This window comes from Corynebacterium sp. HMSC072G08, assembly GCF_001809185.1.
Classification (GTDB): Bacteria; Actinomycetota; Actinomycetes; order Mycobacteriales; family Mycobacteriaceae; genus Corynebacterium; species Corynebacterium phoceense.
Genome location: NZ_KV796420.1, coordinates 36,466 through 53,903 on the forward strand (window position 1 = coordinate 36,466; position 17,438 = coordinate 53,903).

The window sequence follows — 17,438 nt, forward strand, 5'->3', positions numbered from 1 at the left end:
GACGCATCTGAATTTAATCGCGTGTGATGTCGCGGTGGAGAACGCTGACATCGACGCGATCTTCGTCGCGCAAGCGGCGCGCGATCTCTTCAGTGACGGCCACCGAACGGTGATGCCCGCCGGTGCAGCCGATGCCGATGGTGATAAAGTTCTTTCCTTCGTGCCTGTATCCAGCAAGCATGGAGTCCAGCATGTTGATGAAACGGTCAACGAAATCCGCGGCACCTGGCTGCGAGAGAACGTAGTCGCTCACGGGCGCATCCGTGCCGCGGTATCCACGAAGCTCCGGCACCCAGTAGGGATTAGGGAGGAAACGCACGTCCATGACGAGGTCGGCGTCGCGCGGCGAACCGTGCTTGAAGCCGAAGGACTCCAGCGTGATGTGTTGCTTTTCGGAGCCCATGTTGCCGAATGCGGCCTCGATGGCCCGGCGGAGGTCATGCACCGAGAGGTTCGTGGTGTCGATGATGACGTCGGCGCGGGTACGCACGGGAGCGAGCTGCACGCGTTCGCGCTGTATGCCGTGCTTGAGGGTATCCCCGCCCTGGAGCGGGTGCGTGCGGCGGACGCCATCGAAACGACGAATGAGTACGTCGTCGCGCGCGTCCATGAACAGCACCGTCGGGCGCATATCGGCCTCTTCGAGGCCGTTGATGGTGTCGATGAGCGAACCAGGGAAGACACGGCTGCGCACGTCGACAACAACGGCGACTTTGGTCACCGGCGAGTCCTCTTGGGCGCAGAGTGTGAGCAGCTCGATGACCATGACCGACGGAATATTTTGGGCCACGTAATAGCCTTTGTCTTCAAGGACCTTGGCGGCGGTAGACAAGCCACCGCCAGACATACCCGTCAACAGGATGGGGGGAGTTTCAAACTGCGTCATATGCCCCATAGTAGACGCGGGGCGTACCCGCGCGCTCTAATGAAGGTGTTCGTAGACAGTGTGCGCCAATTTGGGACCAAATCCCTTGACTTCTCCAATCTCTTCCACCGATGCGAGCTTCAGCTTCTTCACGGAGCCGAAGTGCTTGACCAGATCGGTCCTGCGCTGCGGGCCAAGGCCTGGGATGGAATCGAGTACGGAGGAGCGCATGCGCTTCGAGCGCTGTTGGCGGTGGTACGTGATGGCGAAGCGGTGCGATTCGTCACGGACCTGCTGAAGCAAGTACAGCGCCTGGGAGTTGCGCGGCAGAATGACGGGGTCCTCCTCCCCCGGCACCCAGATCTCCTCGAGACGCTTGGCCAGGCCGACGAGGGTGACGTCGACGATGCCGAGCTCGTCGAAGACCTCCTGGGCCGCGGCGACCTGCGGTGCGCCACCGTCGACGATGAAGAGTTGCGGCGGGTAGGCAAAACGGCGACCGGCCTCGGCGGAGTCCTCCGCCACGGCCTCGTCACTAAACGTGGACTCCTCGACTTCCTCGTCGGGGTTCGCCAGCTTGTCTTCGTTATGCCGCTTGAAGCGGCGGCGCGTGACCTCTGCGATAGAGCCCACGTCGTTGGAGTGGCCGTCGCCGGCGGCTTCCTTGATGCGGTATCGCCGGTAATCCGACTTGCGTGGCAAGCCATCCTCGAAGACGACAAGGGAGGCCACGACGTCCGTGCCCTGGATATGCGAAATATCCGTACATTCGATGCGCAGCGGCGCCTGCTCCATGCCAAGCGCCTCTTGGATGTCCTGGAGTGCGGCCGAGCGTGCGGTGAGATCGCCCACGCGCTTGAGCTTGTGCTGGCGCAACTGTTCCTTCGCGTTCTTGCGCACGGTCTCCATGAGCGCGCGCTTGTCGCCACGCTGCGGCACGCGCAGCGAGACATGGGTGCCGCGCAGTCGCTCCAGAAGCTCTTGGACTTCCGTGGCCTCGTCCGGCATGGCCTGGACCAGGATTTCGCGTGGGATGACCTGCACCTTCTTTGCCTCCTCGTGGGAGGCTTGGTCGACGCCGCGGCGTGCGAAGTCTCCCTCGAGGGGCGCGGAGGCGCCCTCGGGCGACGGCAACGCGGTGGAGGGGGCATCGGCAAGCTTGGCGTCCTCGGCGTCCTCCTGGGCTTGACGCTCGACGGCATCGGAGTAGAACTGGATGAGGAAGTTCTGGATGACGGCGCCGACCGCCGGGTCTGGCTGGCCCTCCTCGAGGGGCTCAGAGCTGGCCTGGTCCCCGACCTTGTCCACGACCCAGCCGCGCTGGCCGCGGATGCGCCCGTCGCGGACGTGGAAAATCTGGACGGCGGCCTCGAGCTCGTCCGTCTCGACGGCAATGAGGTCCGCGTCCGTGCCGTCGGTGAAGACGACGGCTTGCTGCTCCATAATTTTATTGATGGCACCCAAGTCGTCGCGCAGGCGGGCGGCACGCTCAAACTCGAGGCTTTCCGCGGCCTCTTCCATCTCCTTGGTGAGACGACGCGTAACCGGCGCGGTATTGCCGTTCATGAAGGAGACCAGGTTATTGACAGTCTCGCGGTGCTCGGCGGGGCTCACGCGGCCGATGCACGGGGCATCGCACTTGCCAATGTAGCCAAGGAGACATGGGCGGCCGAGGGTCTGGTGACGGTTATAAACGCCCTTGGCGCACGTGCGCATGGGGAACACGCGCGTCAATAGATCGAGGGTCTCGCGCACAGCCCACGCATGGGAATACGGTCCGAAGTAGCGCACGCCCTTGCGGCGCGGGCCGCGATAGAAGAAGGCACGCGGAATCTGCTCCCCAACGGAGACGGCCAGCATGGGGTACGTCTTGTCGTCGCGGTACATGACGTTGAAGTGGGGGTCGAAGCGCTTGATCCACGTGTACTCGAGCTGGAGGGCTTCGACCTCGCTGGCGACGACGGTCCACTCCACGCTCGCAGCAGTGAGCACCATCTGGCGGGTGCGCGGGTGGAGCTGCGTAATGTCCTGGAAGTAGTTGGACAGGCGCGCGCGAAGATTCTTCGCCTTCCCGACGTAGATGACGCGCCGGTTGTCGTCACGGAATTTATAAACGCCCGGGTCCGTGGGGATAGCCCCCGGCGCCGGGCGGTACGTGGTGGGGTCGGCCATAGAGAGGCTTAATCCTCCGGCATGTAATCGGCCTCAAGGTCGCGGAAGGCCTGCACGTCGCGGATAACGGTGGCCTTATCGCCGGACTGCAAGGCCCAGACGGGAACGAATTCGAAGTTGGGCAGCTCGATGTGTGCCATGCGCGAGCCCTCCGGGAAGGACAGGCCATAGATGAGCTGCCACGGGTAGAAACGCGTGCCCACGAGGTTGCGGACCTCCACGCCGTCCGAATTCGCGCGCAGGCGCGGACGAGTGAGCATGAGCCACACGAAGAAGGAAATGATAATGCCCACGCCCGGGTAGGCGAAGCGGTCGATCGTCGTCACCGACGCGCCGGTATACGACAAGCCGACGGTCACGCCCATAAAGATATGAACGGCCATGATGACGATGACGCAGATGATAGCGATCTTGCGCAGGTACGCGGACTTTAAGGTGAGCTCCCACGGCTTGGTGGACGTCGACGCGAACGGGTCCGCGGCGGTGTACTCCAGGACTTCTTCATCCGTGAGCTCGATGCGACGCTGGGCGTCTTTCGACTGTTCAGTCATATGTAGCAGTGTCTCCTGGGCTAGGCGCGCGTGCGCGCGGTCTCTTCTACCTTACGCAGGGTGGCAACGGTATCCAACGCGGCGACCATGGCCTCCGCGCCCTTGTCTTCCACGGAGCCGTCGAAGCCCGCGCGATCCACCGCCTGCTGGTGATCGTTCGTGGTGAGCACGCCGTTGGCAATCGGCTTACCGGTATCGAGCGCAATGCGCGTAAGCCCCTGCGTGACGGAGTCGCAGACGTACTCGAAGTGTGGGGTGCCGCCGCGGATGACGCAGCCGAGCGCCACGACTGCGTCATAGTTTTGTGCTGCGCGCTGCACAACGACAGGCAGCTCGAGCGCGCCCACGACGCGGAAGGAATCCACGGTGGCGCCAGCCTCCGTGCCTGCCGCGATGGCGCGGGCTTCGAGCTGGTCGCAGATCTCCGCGTTCCACGTGGAGGTGACCACGGCGACGGTCATTCCTTGCGCGTCGACGGCCTTGACCTCGGGCAGTCCTTCTTTGCTCATTGTGGGTCTCCTCTACTTGGCGTGGTCCGCATCCCAGCGCGCGACCTGCGGTAGGTCGTGGCCCATGCGGTCGCGCTTGGTGCGCAGGTACTCAATATTATCGGCGTTGGCCTCGATTTCCAGCGGGGTGCGGCCGGTAATCTCCACGCCGAAGCCCGCCAAGCCCTCGCCCTTGGCCGGGTTATTGGTGAGCAGGTTGACGCTCTTGATGCCTAGGTCGCGCAGGACCTGGCCCGCAGCCGAGTATTCGCGCGCGTCCTCGGGCAGGCCCTGTTCAAGGTTGGCGTCAACAGTGTCGCGCCCGTTGTCCTGCAGCTCATAGGCTTTCAGCTTATTGAGCAAGCCGATGCCCCGTCCCTCCTGGCCCCGCAGGTACACGATGACGCCGCTGCCGGCGTCGTGAACTGCCTTCTGCGCGGCGTGGAGCTGCGGGCCGCAATCACAACGGTGCGAACCAAAGACGTCGCCGGTGAGGCACTCGGAATGCACGCGCACGAGGACATCCTCGGCGCCGTCGAGGGCCTTGAGGTCGCCCGCGACGAGCGCCACATGCTCTTGGCCGTCCAGGATATTACGGAAACCGAGCGCGGTGAACTCGCCGAACTCGGTGGGCAGTCGCGTCTCGACAACGCGGTCGACCTGGTTCTCGTGGTGGCGACGCCACTCGATGAGCTGCTCGATGGAGATCATCTTCAGGCCGTGGGAGTCGGCGAAGCGGCGCAGCTCCGGCGAGCGCGCCATGTCCGTGGGGTCTTCCTCGGAGACGATTTCGCACAGCACGCCAGCCGGTCGCAGGCCTGCCAGGCGGGCCAAGTCTATCGATGCCTCCGTGTGGCCGTCGCGCTCCAGTACACCGCCCGGGCGCGCGGCGAGCGGAACCACGTGGCCGGGGCGCGTGAAGTCGCCCGGGTGTGACTCGGGGTTGGCGAGCGCGAGAATGGTCTCGCAGCGCGACTTCGCGGAAATGCCCGTGGAGCCCGTCGCGAGATCGACCGTAACGGTATACGCGGTGCCGCGCACGTCCTGGTTCTTCGCCATCATGGGCGGCAGGTTGAGGCGGTCGCAGTCATCCGGGGTGAGCGGCGCACAGATGTAGCCGGAGGAATACCGCACCATGAAGGCGACGAGTTCTGGCGTGGCCTTTTCCGCGGCGAAGATGAGGTCGCCTTCGTTTTCACGGTCCTCGTTATCAACGACGACGACGGCTTTACCGACTGCGATATCTGCAATGGCTTCCTCGACGGTATCGAGGCGCACGCTCTGTTCACTCATGTCTGTCAACTCTAGTCTGGAACGCTCGTACTACTTACTTTCGGGGTGCATGTCCGCTGTATCCACGGTGAGCTGCATTTTCTCGACGTATTTGGCCAGCACGTCAACTTCAAGGTTGACGCGTGCGCCAGGTGTAAGCTCGCCCAGAATGGTCTCGCGCAGCGTGGCTGGAATAAGGGAGACCTCAAACCACGGCTCGCTCGCCCCTGGCTGGGAGATAGCCGCGACCGTGAGCGACGTACCGGAGACTGCGATGGAGCCTTTCTCCACGACATAGCGCTCCAGCTCGCGCGGCAGTTCGAAGCGCAGAACCTCCCAGTGCTCGGACGGCGTACGGCTGAGCAACCGCGCCGTGCCGTCGACGTGGCCCTGCATGATGTGGCCACCCAGGCGCGTGGTGGGTAGCAGCGCGCGCTCGAGGTTCACCGGCGCGCCCACGGTGAGCTCCCCCAGCGCCGTCCGGTTGAGCGACTCCTGCATGACATCGGCCGTAAACGTGTCGCCGTCCAGCGTCGCGACGGTCAAGCACACGCCGTTGACGGCAATGGATGCGCCGAGTTCCGCATCACTCGTCACGAGCGGACCCGTGAGGCTCAGACGCATCGCATCGCCCTGCGGCTCCATCGCGCTCACGCGGCCAACCTCTTCCACCAATCCGGTAAACAATCCCAAGCTCCTTTAATCAATTCGATTCTTCCAACGCCGCTGTGGGCGTCCTATTCCGGTTCGTTCCCTACGTGGCTGCCAAAAATCGTCTTCTGCGAACGACTTTCTCGACAATTTTCGGCAACTACGACCGCTCGACCGTGAAATCCACGACGAGATCCGCACCCAGTTCCTCCACGCGGGTGCGCCGCAACGCCAACGCATCCGTCAGAGTCGATGCGACCGGTTCGGCAAACACGCCACGCCCGGCCCCAAGCAACGTCGGCGCGATATACGCGCGCACGGCGTCGACGAATCCCTCCTGCACGAAGGAACTCGCAAGCCCCGCGCCGCCTTCGACGAGCACGTCCCGCGCCCCAGACTCCCACAGCGCGTCCAGCGCCGCGGACGGCGAGGCGTATTGCTCAAAGCCGAGCTCCTCGAGGTGCGCGGCACGCCCCTCAAGTGAACGCGCGCCCACCACGACGCGGCGCGGCTGTGCCGCGTAGAGCGAGCCATCCGCGCGGCGGGCGGTGAGCGAAGGATTATCCGCCAAAGCGGTGCCTGTGCCGATGAGGATGGCGTCGCGACGCGTACGGTCCACATGGACGTGCGCCCGCGCGTCCGGGCCGGTGATCCACTGGCTCGTGCCGTCCACCGCGGCGGTGAGACCGTCGAGGGTCTGCGCGAACTTGAGGGTCACGTGCGGGCGCCCCATCCGGATGGCGGCGAGCCACGGGACAAGGGCGTCCTCGACGGACGCCGCCGCGGCACGCTCCTCAACGGATGCGAGGCGCGCTGGAATGCCGCGCGCGGCGAGAGTCTCGGCCCCGCCTGCGGCCTGCGGATTCGGGTCTGGATGCAAGTAGACGACAGACGCTACGCCTGCGTCCGCGAGCGCCACCGCGCACGGACCGGTGCGGCCGGTATGCGAACACGGCTCGAGCGTGACGACGGCCGTTGCGCTCTCCGCTAAAGGCCCAGCCTCGCGCAGCGCCATGACCTCGGCATGCGGCCCGCCCACGGGTTGGGTGCCGCCTACGCCCACAACCTCGCCGTTCGGAGAGACAAGCACTGCGCCCACGGGCGGGTTGGGGCTCGTCGTGCCCTTGACGCCCAGGCCCGCGGACTTGGCGAGCGCGAGCGCCTCTGCAATCGAGGCCACTACAGGGTCGCCAGCTCGCGCAGTTCAGCGACGGCCGCGGCGCGGTCATCCTGCTTGAACACGGCGGAACCGGCGACGAACGCGTCGCAGCCGGCCTCGGCGCAGGCGCGAATGGTCTCGGCGGAGACGCCGCCGTCAATCTCAATCACCGTGTCGAGCCCGCGCTCATCAATCGTCGAGCGCAGCGCACGCACCTTGTCGAGCATCTCCGGCATAAACTTCTGACCGCCGAAGCCCGGCTCCACGCTCATGACGAGCACCTCGTCAAAGTGCTCAAGCCTATCCAGCCACGGCTCGATGGGCGTGCCCGGCTTAACGGAGAACCCAGCGCGCACGCCCAGATCGCGAATCTTGCGAGCGAGCGCCAGCGCGGCCTCCTCGTTGGCGACGGCCTCGACGTGGAAGATGATGCAATCCGCGCCGGCCTTGGCGTAGGTCTCGACCCACTTCTCCGGCTCCTCGATCATGAGGTGCACGTCGAGCTCCTGCGCGGTGAGACCGTCCACCGTGGAGGTAACGTCTGGGCCAAAGGACAGGTTGGGCACGAAGTGGCCATCCATGATGTCGACGTGGAGCCAGTCGCCCGAGGCGACGGAGGCGACCTCCGTGCCCAGCTGGGCGAAGTCGGCGGCGAGAATGGACGGCGCAATAATCGGTTCAGACATGCCTAAAGTCTAGCGTGCGTGACCGCGCGCCACGGGGAACTTAGGCCCCGCGACACAGTGCGGCGAAGAACATCGCGTCCGTGCCGTGACGGTGTGGCCACATCTGCACGGACAGCTCACGGCCGGTGTCCCCCATGTCAGGGATGAGCTCGTGCGCATCGAGCTCGACGGCGCCGAGCTCTTGCTTGGCACGGTCGACGATGGCGCGGGTCTCGCGCAGGTCCGGCGAACAGGTCGAGTACACGACGATGCCGCCCGGGCGCACGAGGTTCAGCGCCGAGCTCAGGAGCTCGAACTGCAGGGGCGCGAGCTTTCCGATGTCCTCTTCTTCCTTGCGCCAGCGTGCCTCCGGGCGTCGGCGCAGGGCGCCAAGGCCCGAGCACGGCGCGTCGACGAGGACGCGGTCGAAGCCGGGCTCAAGGTCCGGTGTGCGCCCGTCGGCGACATGGACGTCGACGGGCAGGCCGTCCGTGGTTTTACGCACGAGTTCGGCGCGGTGGGGCGAGACCTCAACGGCGTCGACGCGCGCACCCTCGATACGAGCGAGCGCACCCATGAGTGCCGCCTTGCCGCCGGGGCCAGCGCAGAGATCGAGCCAGCGTCCGCCATCGGTGCCCTCGATGGGGGCCTCCGCGACGGCGCGGGCGATGAGCTGCGAGCCTTCGTCCTGAACCGCGGCCAGGCCCTGCTTCACGGGTTCGAGGTCGCCCGGGTCGCCGTGCTCCATGTAGACGGCGTACGGCGAATACTTGCCTTCCTCGAAGCCGGTCATAAGCGCGAGTTCCTCGGCGGAAATTTCGCCGGGGCGGGCCACGAGGTGGACGAGCGGGCGCTGTGAGTCAGCATCGAGCGCCTCCTCGAGCTCACCGAGTCCGAGCACGCGAGAGAAGGACTCGGCGATCCAGGCCGGGTGCGCATGCTTGAACGCAAGCGCTGGAATTTCTCCGGCGGGAGCCAGCCGGTTGAGCCACGCCTCCGGAGTCGTGCGGGTAATTGTGCGCATGATGCCGTTGGCAAAGCCTTTGGCCTGCTCGTGCCCGGCGGCTTCGACGAGGCGCACCGTCGTGTCGACCGCGGCGTGCGGTTCCACGCGGGTGTAGAGCACTTGGTAGGTGCCCAGGCGTAGCGCGGTGTGAACCTCGCGCGCCATGGCCTCGAGACCGCGGGTCGCGCAGCGCGCGATGACCGCATCGAGGACGCCGAGGGCGCGCAGCGTGCCATAGGTCAGTTCCGTAGCAAATGCCGCGTCACGGCCCTCGAGCTTCGCTTTACGCAGCGCCTTGGGCAGCACGAGGTTGGCAAAGGCGTCATCGGTCTCGACACGCAGCAGCGTATCGAAGGCAACGGCGCGCGGTGCGTCGACGCCTACCTGGCGCGCGGAGCGCAGGAAATCCTTGGCGGCCTGCTTACGGGAAGTGCCGCGGCGCTGCTGGCCCTGGCCCTTGCCGCGATCGCGGTTACGGGAACCGCGGTGGTCATCGCGGCGCTGGCCACGGTCGCGGCGCTCCTCGCGCCGTTCGCGGTTGTCGCGCTCGGGTTTGGGCTTGTCTCCCGACTTCGAACGGGAACGGAATCCTCCGGTCATTGGAACATCACCTCTCCACTTTCGACATCCGCGAGCGCACCACGCGCCCAGTCTGCGGCGTTCATCATTTTCTTTCCTGGCGGTTGAATCTGCCCCAAGCGTACGGTGTCCGTCGCTGTTCCGACGAAGACTGCCTTCTTGGTGACGGCGAGCTGGCCTGGGGCCAGCGGCGAGGGGGCATCGGCAAGCTGGATGGGGCCAATCTTGATGCGATCCGCCCCCAACATGGTCCAGGCCCCGGGGCCTGGGGTGTGTGCGCGGATGTGGCGATCGACGGCGAAGGCAGGCGTCGACCAGTCGATGCGCGCGTCCTCGGTCGTAATCTTGTGCGCGTACGTCGCCTCCCCCTCCTGCGGGCGCGGATCGATGATCCCGGCAGCGAGACCGTCCATTGTCGCGACAAGGAGATCGCCGCCGGCGTGGGCCAGGCGCGTGAGGAGATCGTCAGCGGTGTCCGTGTCGCGGATAGCCTCGGTCATCGTGCCGAGGACGACGCCGGTGTCGAGCCCCTCGTCGATACGGAAGGTGGTGGCACCCGTGATGTCATCGCCAGCGGCGATGGCGGCTTGGACCGGAGCGGCGCCGCGCCAGGCGGGCAACAGCGAGAAGTGCAGATTCACCCAACCGTGCGTAGGCACGTCGAGGAGATCCTTGGTAATGAGATTGCCGTAAGCGACAACCGGAATGCACTCGGGCTGGAGTTCCGCGAGACGGGCGCGCAGGGCCTGGCCGTCCTCGGTGCCGGGCCCCAGCGTGGTGGGCGTAAGCACCTCAATACCGTGCTCCATGGCCAGCGCCTTGACCGGGCTGGGGTGGAGCGTGCGGCCGCGACCCCGGCGCGCGTCGGGACGAGTAATGACGGCCACGACCTCGTGCTCGGAGGCGATGAGCTTCTCTAAAGCCACGACGGCGGGTTCGGGCGTGCCAGCAAAAATCAGTCGCATGTGGGTTCTCCTTTTTACGCGTTGAACTAGTCGGAGGCGCGGACCTCGGCCATGGCCTGCTTGCGCACGTCGCCTTGGAGGCGGTCGAGGAAGAGCACGCCGTCGAGGTGATCCGTCTCGTGCTGAACGCAACGCGCCATGAGTCCGGAGACGGCCATGCCAACGGGGCGGCCGAAGACGTCGAAGCCGGAGACGCGCACCGTTTCATGGCGCACAGTTTCCGCCGAGATATCCGGAATGGACAGGCAGCCCTCGGGGCCGACCTGGAGCATGTCCCCCAGCGGCTGCCACACGGGGTTGATGAGCGCGCCACGCATCCCCGGCTGCACGTGCGAGCAGTCATAGACGAAGATGCGCTTGGTGAGCCCAATCTGGTTGGCGGCCAGGCCCACTCCGCCAGCGTCTTCCATGGTCTCGAACATGTCATTGGCGAGCCGCTCGAGACTCGAATCAAACGTGTCGAATGGCGTGGCGATGCTGGTCAAGACCGGATCGCCGTAGATGCGGATATCGCGAATGCTCAAGGTGCTGCTCGTTCTCCTGCGTAATAGTTTTTGGTCATAGACAGTCAAGTGACCAGAATAGTGCACGTCGGACCCGAAAAGCGCGACGGCCCCGCGCCGTGGGCTCTTCCTTCTCGAGAAAACTCGCAGGGCGGCGTGGACTCACGCGACAACTGAGTTGTTGCCCAGTTGCTACCTCGTCGCAGGCTGGGTACAGCCTGGCTGCTGCGTCGTTGCTGCGTCGATGCTGCGGCGGCGGACCAGGAAGAGTCCAGCCAGGGCGAGCACGAAGCCAACAAGGATGAGCATCCAGACGGTGGCGCAGGGTTGGTCAGCTCGTCCTTATCGGACGCAATTCCATGCCAGGCTATTCATTAAACGCCAAACACACGCTACGGGGGTGAAGATAAACCGTGTGAAATGCATGGTGTCATTAACACCATTAGCTTGAGAAACAACCTATTCCGATTTAACCGATGTTTATGGGGTCTACTTGGATACGCAGCGGGAGGTCGTCTTTGCGGATGCTGCGAGCGGCATTCGCTTTCCGCAGCGCGGTGCCCAGCTGTGCACGCGGCCCCAGCGGGATGCGAATGAGGACGCGTTGCGCCGGGCCGTACTTCTCCTCGTCATACTGTCCCGGCGGGGTCACTCCGACAGGCAGCAGGACCGGACCAAGGACTTCGGCATGATCGGGAAGTTCAGCGGTGCGTAAGAACTCTTCGAGCGAAGCATGGGCGCCATCGACGGCAGCCATGTGGACCGCGGGCGGGAAACGCACTTCACGGCGGGCGGCGAGCTCCGCCTGCGCGGCGCCCACCATGTCCCACCGGCACAGGTAGTCGACGACGGGCAGCTCCGGCTCCGCGGTAATGATCACTTCCCCGCCCTTCATGGCAGGACTCACGAGGGTGACGGCATGCGCCCACGTATCGAGGGCGTCCTCGGTGGCGCGCATATCCTGGCGCCCAAGCAGCGCGCCGGGCTCGAGGAGCAACGCTGCGCCGTAGCGCTCCCCGCCCTCCACGTGGGGCTCGGCGCCGGGCGTGGCGATCACAAGCGCCGGCTTAAACGGGATCTCGTCTATCACCTTGTTACCGCCGGAGACGATGATCCGCGTCTTCGTAAACGCACGGCCGAGTTCCTCGGCGGTGCGCTCAGTGCCCAGGACGATGGCGCGGAGTTTGGGCGATCCGCACTCGGTGCACCGGTGCTTGGCGTCGACGCGGCCGCACCAGGCGCAGGTGGGCAGCGAGCCGCGCTCAGGGTCGGAGCCCTGCTGACTCATGCCCAGTGGGCCGCCACAGTGACGACAGCGAGCGGGGTTGCCGCAGTTGCCACACGAGAGGATGGGCGCGTAGCCCTTACGTGGGACCTGGACTAGGACGGGTTCGCCGCGTTCGAGCGCACCACGGGCGGCTTGGTACGCGGGGCCGGACACGGAGGTCGTGCCGCCGCGCATGTCGCGGGAGATAGTAAGGCCGTAGCGGCCCACCGCGGCAATCTGCGGGCAACGGGCATGCAATGTCGCGGCGCTCGCCACAAGGTCATGAGCCCAGCCAGACTCGACGAGGAGCTGGGTCTCCGCCGTGCGCGCATGGCCGGCGAGGATAAGGCTGGCATGTTCCAACGCGGAGCGCGTTGTGAGAACCTCACGGGCGTGCACGTAAGGCTTGAGCGGATCGACAAGGTTATCGTCGCCATCGTCAAGGATGACCGCCAATCGCAGGTCGTGTACAGGTGCGAAGGCGGCAGAACGCGTGCCCAGCACAATACGCGCCTGGCCCTGGAGAGCCGAAAGGTAGCGTCGGTAACGCGCCTGAGGGCCCAAGGAGTTCGCCAACGTGGTGACCTGCTTGGCGCCTACGACGGCGCGGAAAGCTGCTTCGAGACGATCGAGGGACTTCTGGTTTGGAACGACCATGAGCACTCCTCCCCCGTCGCGGGCGACCTTCGCGCCTAAGGCCGCGAGCGCGCTGGCCCAATCATCGCCGGGCGCGATCTGCCACGCGGCGCGGGCGACGTTTCCGGCGAGGACGGCATCGACAAAGGATTCACCATGGAGATAAGCGGACCATCCGGACAGGTCAGGCTCGACAGACTCGCCGAGTTCCTCCCATGGCGTGGTGAGATCTGACTCTTCCGCCTTCGCGTGGCGCGGCGGGATTGCCACGCGAATGATATCCGAGCGCGCGCCGCCGTAGCGTTTGGCAAGCGACTCCACGAGAGCAGAGAGCTTCTCCGTATAGACGGGATATGGCGAAACCACGCGGTCGATAAAGCGCAGCGTTCCTTGGAATTCAGTCTCCGCGCCGCGGGCCAGGATGATGCCGTCCTGAAGTTGGCCATTGAAGCGAATGCGCACGCGAACACCGGGTTGGGCGACCTCGGACTCCGCCTCGTCGACGTAGTAGTCGAACGCCCGGTCCAAGTGCGCCACCCGCAACAACGGCAACACCCGCACGACCGGGTCAACGGCGGCGGGTGTTTTCTTAGGCATAGCGCTCGATTCTAGCGCGTGCGGGAGCTAGAGACCGGCGGCGGCGCGCAGCAGCGGCGCACGCGAGGTGTCCTCCCAGGGCAGGTTCACGTCGGTGCGGCCAAAGTGACCATACGCGGCGGTCGCGCGGTAGATCGGACGCAGCAGGTCAAGGTCCGCGATGATCTTGTGCGGGCGCAGGTCGAAGACCTCGTTGACGGCGGCCTGAATCTGGCCGTCGGTGAGCCCGTTCTTGGCGGTGCCGAAGGTCTCGACGTAGAGGCCGACCGGCTGGGAGCGGCCAATGGCGTAGGCCACCTGGACCTCCGCGCGGTCCGCGAGCTCAGCGGCGACGATGGTCTTCGCGACCCAACGCATGGCGTAGGCCGCAGAACGGTCGACTTTGCTCGGGTCCTTACCGGAGAAGGCGCCGCCGCCGTGGCGGGCCATGCCGCCATAGGTATCGACGATGATCTTGCGACCGGTGAGGCCCGCGTCGCCCATAGGGCCGCCGAGAATGAAGGAGCCCGACGGGTTGATGAGCAGCTTCGTCTGCTCGTCGTAGTAGCGATCAAGGTCGTTGGCCTTGATGACGTACTCGACGACCTCGGTGCGCAGCGGCTCGACGAGCCACTCGCGGTCGACCTCCGGATCGTGCTGGGTGGAGATGACGATGGTGTCGATGCGCACCGGGTTTTCGTCTTCGTCGTAGGCGAAGGTGACCTGTGTCTTGCCGTCCGGGCGCAGGTGCGGGACGATGCCCTCCTTGCGCACGGCGGTGAGGCGGCGTGCAAGGTGGTGAGCCGTGGAGATAGGCAGCGGCATGAATTCCGGGGTCTCGTTCGTGGCGTAGCCAAACATGAGGCCCTGGTCGCCGGCGCCGGTCTGCTCGAGGTCGTCACCGGCCTCGCCGGAGCGAATCTCGTCCGCGACATCGACGCCTGCGCCGATCTCCGGGGACTGTTCGCCAATGGCGACGTTGACGCCACAGGTGGTGCCGTCGAATCCGACGTCGGAGGAGATGAATCCGATGTCGACGAGGGTTTTGCGCACGAGTTGCGGGATTTCGACATAGCCCGTCGTGGAAACCTCGCCCACGACGTGGACCTGGCCGGTCGTTACGAGGGTTTCCACGGCGACGCGGGCGTGGGGGTCTTTCTCGAGCAAGGCGTCGAGGATGGTGTCGGAAATGGCGTCACAGATTTTATCGGGGTGGCCTTCAGTGACCGACTCAGACGTAAAGAGTCGGGTCGCGGTCACGGCGTTATTCGTCACGTTATGTGTGTCCTTTGTATAACAGGGGTGAATAGACGGCGCATGGTTCTGGCCCCAAGCGTTGACAAAGGGCAATATTAGACCAAGCGGTCTATCTTGGCAATTAACGCGGCCTACTCCGAGGCAATTGCATTCACGGCATCCAAGATCTGGGCCGCGACCACCTGTTTACTGCCCAGCTCCACAACGGTCGGCTCAGCACCGCGACGCAGAATCCAGCCCGAGTTCGTCGTCTGGCCGAATACTTTGCCCACGCCGACCTCATTCGCCATGAGCACGTCGCAGCCCTTGCGTTCAAACTTCGCGCGCGCGTAATCGAGCGCCGAATGCATCGCATCGCCCGTCTCCGCAGCGAAGCCAGCGATGACGACGCCGTCTTTGAGCTCACCGGCGTCGCGGCGCGCGACGAGCCCTTTGAGGATGTCCGGATTCTCCACGAGGTGCAGCGTCGCAAGCTCTTCGTCCGCGCTCCCCTTCTTCATCTTCGAGTCGGCGACGTCCGCGGGACGGTAGTCCGCCACAGCCGCAGCCATGATGATGACGTCGGCCTCCGGCGCGCGCTCGTTCATGGCGGCTTCCATCTCCCGCGTCGAGCCCACGCGTACAATCTCTGCGCCCGAGGGAGTCTCCAACACGTCCGTCGCGCCAGCCACGATGGTCACGCGCGCGCCACGCTGCGCGGCAATCTCCGCCAACGCATAGCCCTGGCGCCCCGACGAACGGTTGCCAATATAACGCACTGGGTCCACGTTCTCCTGGGTGCCGCCAGCCGAGATAAGCACGCGACGACCCTCCCAGTCGAAGGGCGTGCGATAACCGGCGAGCTCCGTGCGGACAAACTCCGCAATCTGGGACGGCTCCGGCAGGCGTCCTGGGCCAGAGTCCTTGCCCGTGAGTCGGCCATGTGCGGGCTCCATGACGGTCACACCGCGGCGGCGGAGCGTGGCGACGTTCTCCCGCGTGGCCGGGTTGTTCCACATCTCCGTGTGCATGGCAGGCACGACAATGACAGGACACGTGGCCACGAGCACCGTCGCAGTGAGCAAATCATCGGCGCGTCCGGCCACGAGGCGTGCAAGGACGTCGGCGGTAGCGGGCGCGATAACGACGGCATCGGCATGCTGGCCCACGTTGACGTGCTGGACCTCGTCGACGGCATCGAAGACCGTCGTGGAGACAGGATGGCCGGACAGGGCCTCGAAAGTCGCGGCACCGACAAACTGCAACGCGTTGGGCGTAGGCACGACGCGCACGTCGTCGCCATGCTCTTTCAAGTCGCGCACGAGATGGCAGGCTTTATAGGCGGCAATGCCTCCGGCGACGCCGACAACAATTTTTCGAGGTAATGCAGAAGCGGAAGAAGTCACGGGCCAATACTACGCGAAACCCCGCGTCCGGCCCGTGAAACGGGTAGACGCGGGGTGGTCGCGACGGAGCGAGCGGCTTACTTTCCTTCCTCGTGGTCGAGGAGGCCAGCCTGAATCTCGCGCAGGGCGATAGACAGCGGCTTCTCGCCCGGCTCCGGGGTTACCAGCGGGCCGACGAACTCGAAGACGCCGTCGTCCTGCTCCTGGTAGTAGCTGTTGATCTGTCGCGCGCGCTTCGCGGCGAAGATAACCAGCGCGTACTTGGAAGAGACCTTCTCCAGCAGCTCATCGATCGGCGGGGCGGTAATGCCCGTGGGCGGATCGAAGACCGGCTCGACCTTGGCCTCGTTGTTCACGGCGGTCACGTTAGTCACATGCACCTTTTCGTCAATTGTGGTTGTGAAAGAATTCTTTGGGCAGTCTCCGCAGCTTAAGCGGACTCTCCTTGCAGGATAGCACTGATAGCTGCGACGGCGTCATCGAGATTTTCGTTGACGATGACGGTGTCGAACTCATCTTGTGCCGCCAGCTCCTTGCGGGCTGTCTGCAGCCTGCGCTCAATGACCTCCGGCGTTTCCGTACCGCGGCCGGTGAGGCGCTCGACGAGCACCTCCCAGGACGGCGGAGCCAGGAAGACAGTGTGAGCATCGGGCAACGCAAGCTTGACGTTGCGTGCACCCGCCAGGTCTACTTCCACCAGCACGGGACGGCCGGCCGCGCGGGCCTCCGCCACAGGGCCTGCCGGCGTTCCAGAACGCTGCAGGCCTCCGTGAATCTCTGCCCATTCCAGCATGGAGCCGGAATCGATCTGAGATTGAAACTCCTCCGGAGTAACGAAGAAGTAGTCGACCCCATCGCGTTCGCCGGGACGGGGCTGGCGCGTCGTCATGGACACGCTGAAGTAGAGCTGGTCTACGTCGTTGCGCAGGCGCTGGACCACAGAGGACTTACCCACGCCGGCAGGGCCCGCCAGAACGACGAGCTCACCGTGTGTTTGTGCTCCAGACACTTCTGCCTTCTTCTAGGTCCGGGGTTTAGGACTCGTAGCCGAAGTGCTCGAGCAGGGCACGACGCTGACGGTCGCCCAGGCCGCGCAGACGGCGGGTCTGAGCGATCTCGAGGTTGTCCATGATCTCCTTGGCCTTGACCTTGCCGACCTTCGGGAGAGCCTCAAGGAGTGCGGACACCTTGGTCTTGCCGATGATCTCGTCGGTCTCGGCCTTCTCCAGGACCTCCTTGAGGTTGGTCTCGCCGCGCTTGAGTGCTGCCTTCAGCTCAGCACGAGCCTTACGGGCCTCAGCGGCCTTTGCGAGTGCTTCCTTGCGCTGCTCGTCAGTCAACTTAGGGAGTGCCACTTCGGTATCCTCCGATATTTCTAGGTGATTAATGGGTCTGCTTGGCGCTACAGGCGCCGAAGTTCTCGGTAAAAACTGCCTCTCAA

Annotated in this window: 17 protein-coding genes; all 17 read right to left on the reverse strand. The window is 65.0% G+C overall.

Features of this window, described 5'->3' with window-relative positions; all coding sequences use genetic code 11:
* Nucleotides 1-13: 13 nt before the first annotated feature.
* Nucleotides 14-895 carry an RNase adapter RapZ gene (rapZ, locus tag HMPREF2559_RS05050; protein WP_066493206.1) on the reverse strand — a complete coding sequence of 294 codons (882 nt, stop codon included), beginning with the start codon at nucleotides 893-895 and terminating at the stop codon, nucleotides 14-16.
* Nucleotides 896-922: 27 nt separating this feature from the next.
* Nucleotides 923-3,037, reverse strand: coding sequence for an excinuclease ABC subunit UvrC (gene uvrC, locus HMPREF2559_RS05055; RefSeq protein WP_066513350.1), 2,115 nt, complete (start codon nucleotides 3,035-3,037; stop codon nucleotides 923-925).
* An 8-nt stretch (nucleotides 3,038-3,045) separates the two neighbouring features.
* A complete protein-coding gene (locus HMPREF2559_RS05060) occupies nucleotides 3,046-3,588 on the reverse strand; it encodes a PH domain-containing protein (RefSeq protein WP_066493202.1) in 543 nt (180 codons plus the stop codon).
* A gap of 20 nt (nucleotides 3,589-3,608) precedes the next feature.
* Nucleotides 3,609-4,097, reverse strand: a complete 489-nt coding sequence (gene ribH, locus HMPREF2559_RS05065) for a 6,7-dimethyl-8-ribityllumazine synthase (RefSeq protein WP_066493198.1) — start codon at nucleotides 4,095-4,097, stop codon at nucleotides 3,609-3,611.
* Between the two features lie 12 nt (nucleotides 4,098-4,109).
* On the reverse strand, nucleotides 4,110-5,369 hold the full coding sequence (locus tag HMPREF2559_RS05070; protein WP_066493196.1) for a bifunctional 3,4-dihydroxy-2-butanone-4-phosphate synthase/GTP cyclohydrolase II: 1,260 nt from the start codon (nucleotides 5,367-5,369) through the stop codon (nucleotides 4,110-4,112).
* A 30-nt stretch (nucleotides 5,370-5,399) separates the two neighbouring features.
* Complete coding sequence (locus HMPREF2559_RS05075) at nucleotides 5,400-6,035, reverse strand: riboflavin synthase (RefSeq protein ID WP_066493193.1); 636 nt, start codon at nucleotides 6,033-6,035, stop codon at nucleotides 5,400-5,402.
* 124 nt (nucleotides 6,036-6,159) lie between these two features.
* Nucleotides 6,160-7,179, reverse strand: a complete 1,020-nt coding sequence (gene ribD / locus HMPREF2559_RS05080) for a bifunctional diaminohydroxyphosphoribosylaminopyrimidine deaminase/5-amino-6-(5-phosphoribosylamino)uracil reductase RibD (protein ID WP_066493192.1) — start codon at nucleotides 7,177-7,179, stop codon at nucleotides 6,160-6,162.
* The gene (rpe, locus tag HMPREF2559_RS05085) at nucleotides 7,179-7,844 is read right to left on the reverse strand and encodes a ribulose-phosphate 3-epimerase (protein WP_068801794.1); all 666 of its coding nucleotides are present in this window, start codon (nucleotides 7,842-7,844) and stop codon (nucleotides 7,179-7,181) included. The genes ribD and rpe overlap by 1 nt, the downstream gene beginning before the upstream one ends.
* Nucleotides 7,845-7,884: 40 nt before the next feature.
* The gene (locus HMPREF2559_RS05090; protein WP_070539750.1) at nucleotides 7,885-9,429 is read right to left on the reverse strand and encodes an RsmB/NOP family class I SAM-dependent RNA methyltransferase; all 1,545 of its coding nucleotides are present in this window, start codon (nucleotides 9,427-9,429) and stop codon (nucleotides 7,885-7,887) included.
* Nucleotides 9,426-10,373, reverse strand: a complete 948-nt coding sequence (fmt, locus tag HMPREF2559_RS05095; RefSeq protein WP_068801796.1) for a methionyl-tRNA formyltransferase — start codon at nucleotides 10,371-10,373, stop codon at nucleotides 9,426-9,428. Before fmt ends, HMPREF2559_RS05090 begins: the two co-directional genes overlap by 4 nt.
* A gap of 26 nt (nucleotides 10,374-10,399) precedes the next feature.
* The gene (gene def / locus HMPREF2559_RS05100) at nucleotides 10,400-10,897 is read right to left on the reverse strand and encodes a peptide deformylase (RefSeq protein ID WP_070539752.1); all 498 of its coding nucleotides are present in this window, start codon (nucleotides 10,895-10,897) and stop codon (nucleotides 10,400-10,402) included.
* Between the two features lie 448 nt (nucleotides 10,898-11,345).
* Nucleotides 11,346-13,376 (reverse strand): primosomal protein N', encoded by a 2,031-nt coding sequence (locus tag HMPREF2559_RS05105; RefSeq protein ID WP_066493183.1) that lies wholly within the window; start codon nucleotides 13,374-13,376, stop codon nucleotides 11,346-11,348.
* Nucleotides 13,377-13,403: 27 nt separating this feature from the next.
* On the reverse strand, nucleotides 13,404-14,630 hold the full coding sequence (gene metK, locus HMPREF2559_RS05110) for a methionine adenosyltransferase (RefSeq protein WP_066493180.1): 1,227 nt from the start codon (nucleotides 14,628-14,630) through the stop codon (nucleotides 13,404-13,406).
* Nucleotides 14,631-14,743: 113 nt separating this feature from the next.
* The gene (gene coaBC, locus HMPREF2559_RS05115; protein ID WP_068801798.1) at nucleotides 14,744-15,997 is read right to left on the reverse strand and encodes a bifunctional phosphopantothenoylcysteine decarboxylase/phosphopantothenate--cysteine ligase CoaBC; all 1,254 of its coding nucleotides are present in this window, start codon (nucleotides 15,995-15,997) and stop codon (nucleotides 14,744-14,746) included.
* A gap of 77 nt (nucleotides 15,998-16,074) precedes the next feature.
* Nucleotides 16,075-16,371, reverse strand: coding sequence for a DNA-directed RNA polymerase subunit omega (gene rpoZ, locus HMPREF2559_RS05120; RefSeq protein WP_066493173.1), 297 nt, complete (start codon nucleotides 16,369-16,371; stop codon nucleotides 16,075-16,077).
* Between the two features lie 56 nt (nucleotides 16,372-16,427).
* The gene (gene gmk, locus HMPREF2559_RS05125) at nucleotides 16,428-17,006 is read right to left on the reverse strand and encodes a guanylate kinase (protein WP_066493168.1); all 579 of its coding nucleotides are present in this window, start codon (nucleotides 17,004-17,006) and stop codon (nucleotides 16,428-16,430) included.
* A 25-nt stretch (nucleotides 17,007-17,031) separates the two neighbouring features.
* Complete coding sequence (mihF, locus tag HMPREF2559_RS05130) at nucleotides 17,032-17,352, reverse strand: integration host factor, actinobacterial type (RefSeq protein ID WP_066493167.1); 321 nt, start codon at nucleotides 17,350-17,352, stop codon at nucleotides 17,032-17,034.
* Nucleotides 17,353-17,438: the final 86 nt, after the last annotated feature.

Coding starts and splice junctions, on each gene's coding strand:
- fmt (WP_068801796.1), bottom strand. CDS start 10,373: ATGCGACTGATTTTTGCTGGCACGCCCGAACCCGCCGTCGTGGCTTTA.
- uvrC (WP_066513350.1), bottom strand. CDS start 3,037: ATGGCCGACCCCACCACGTACCGCCCGGCGCCGGGGGCTATCCCCACG.
- rpe (WP_068801794.1), bottom strand. CDS start 7,844: ATGTCTGAACCGATTATTGCGCCGTCCATTCTCGCCGCCGACTTCGCC.
- HMPREF2559_RS05070 (WP_066493196.1), bottom strand. CDS start 5,369: ATGAGTGAACAGAGCGTGCGCCTCGATACCGTCGAGGAAGCCATTGCA.
- HMPREF2559_RS05060 (WP_066493202.1), bottom strand. CDS start 3,588: ATGACTGAACAGTCGAAAGACGCCCAGCGTCGCATCGAGCTCACGGAT.
- ribH (WP_066493198.1), bottom strand. CDS start 4,097: ATGAGCAAAGAAGGACTGCCCGAGGTCAAGGCCGTCGACGCGCAAGGA.
- HMPREF2559_RS05090 (WP_070539750.1), bottom strand. CDS start 9,429: ATGACCGGAGGATTCCGTTCCCGTTCGAAGTCGGGAGACAAGCCCAAA.
- rapZ (WP_066493206.1), bottom strand. CDS start 895: ATGGGGCATATGACGCAGTTTGAAACTCCCCCCATCCTGTTGACGGGT.
- HMPREF2559_RS05105 (WP_066493183.1), bottom strand. CDS start 13,376: ATGCCTAAGAAAACACCCGCCGCCGTTGACCCGGTCGTGCGGGTGTTG.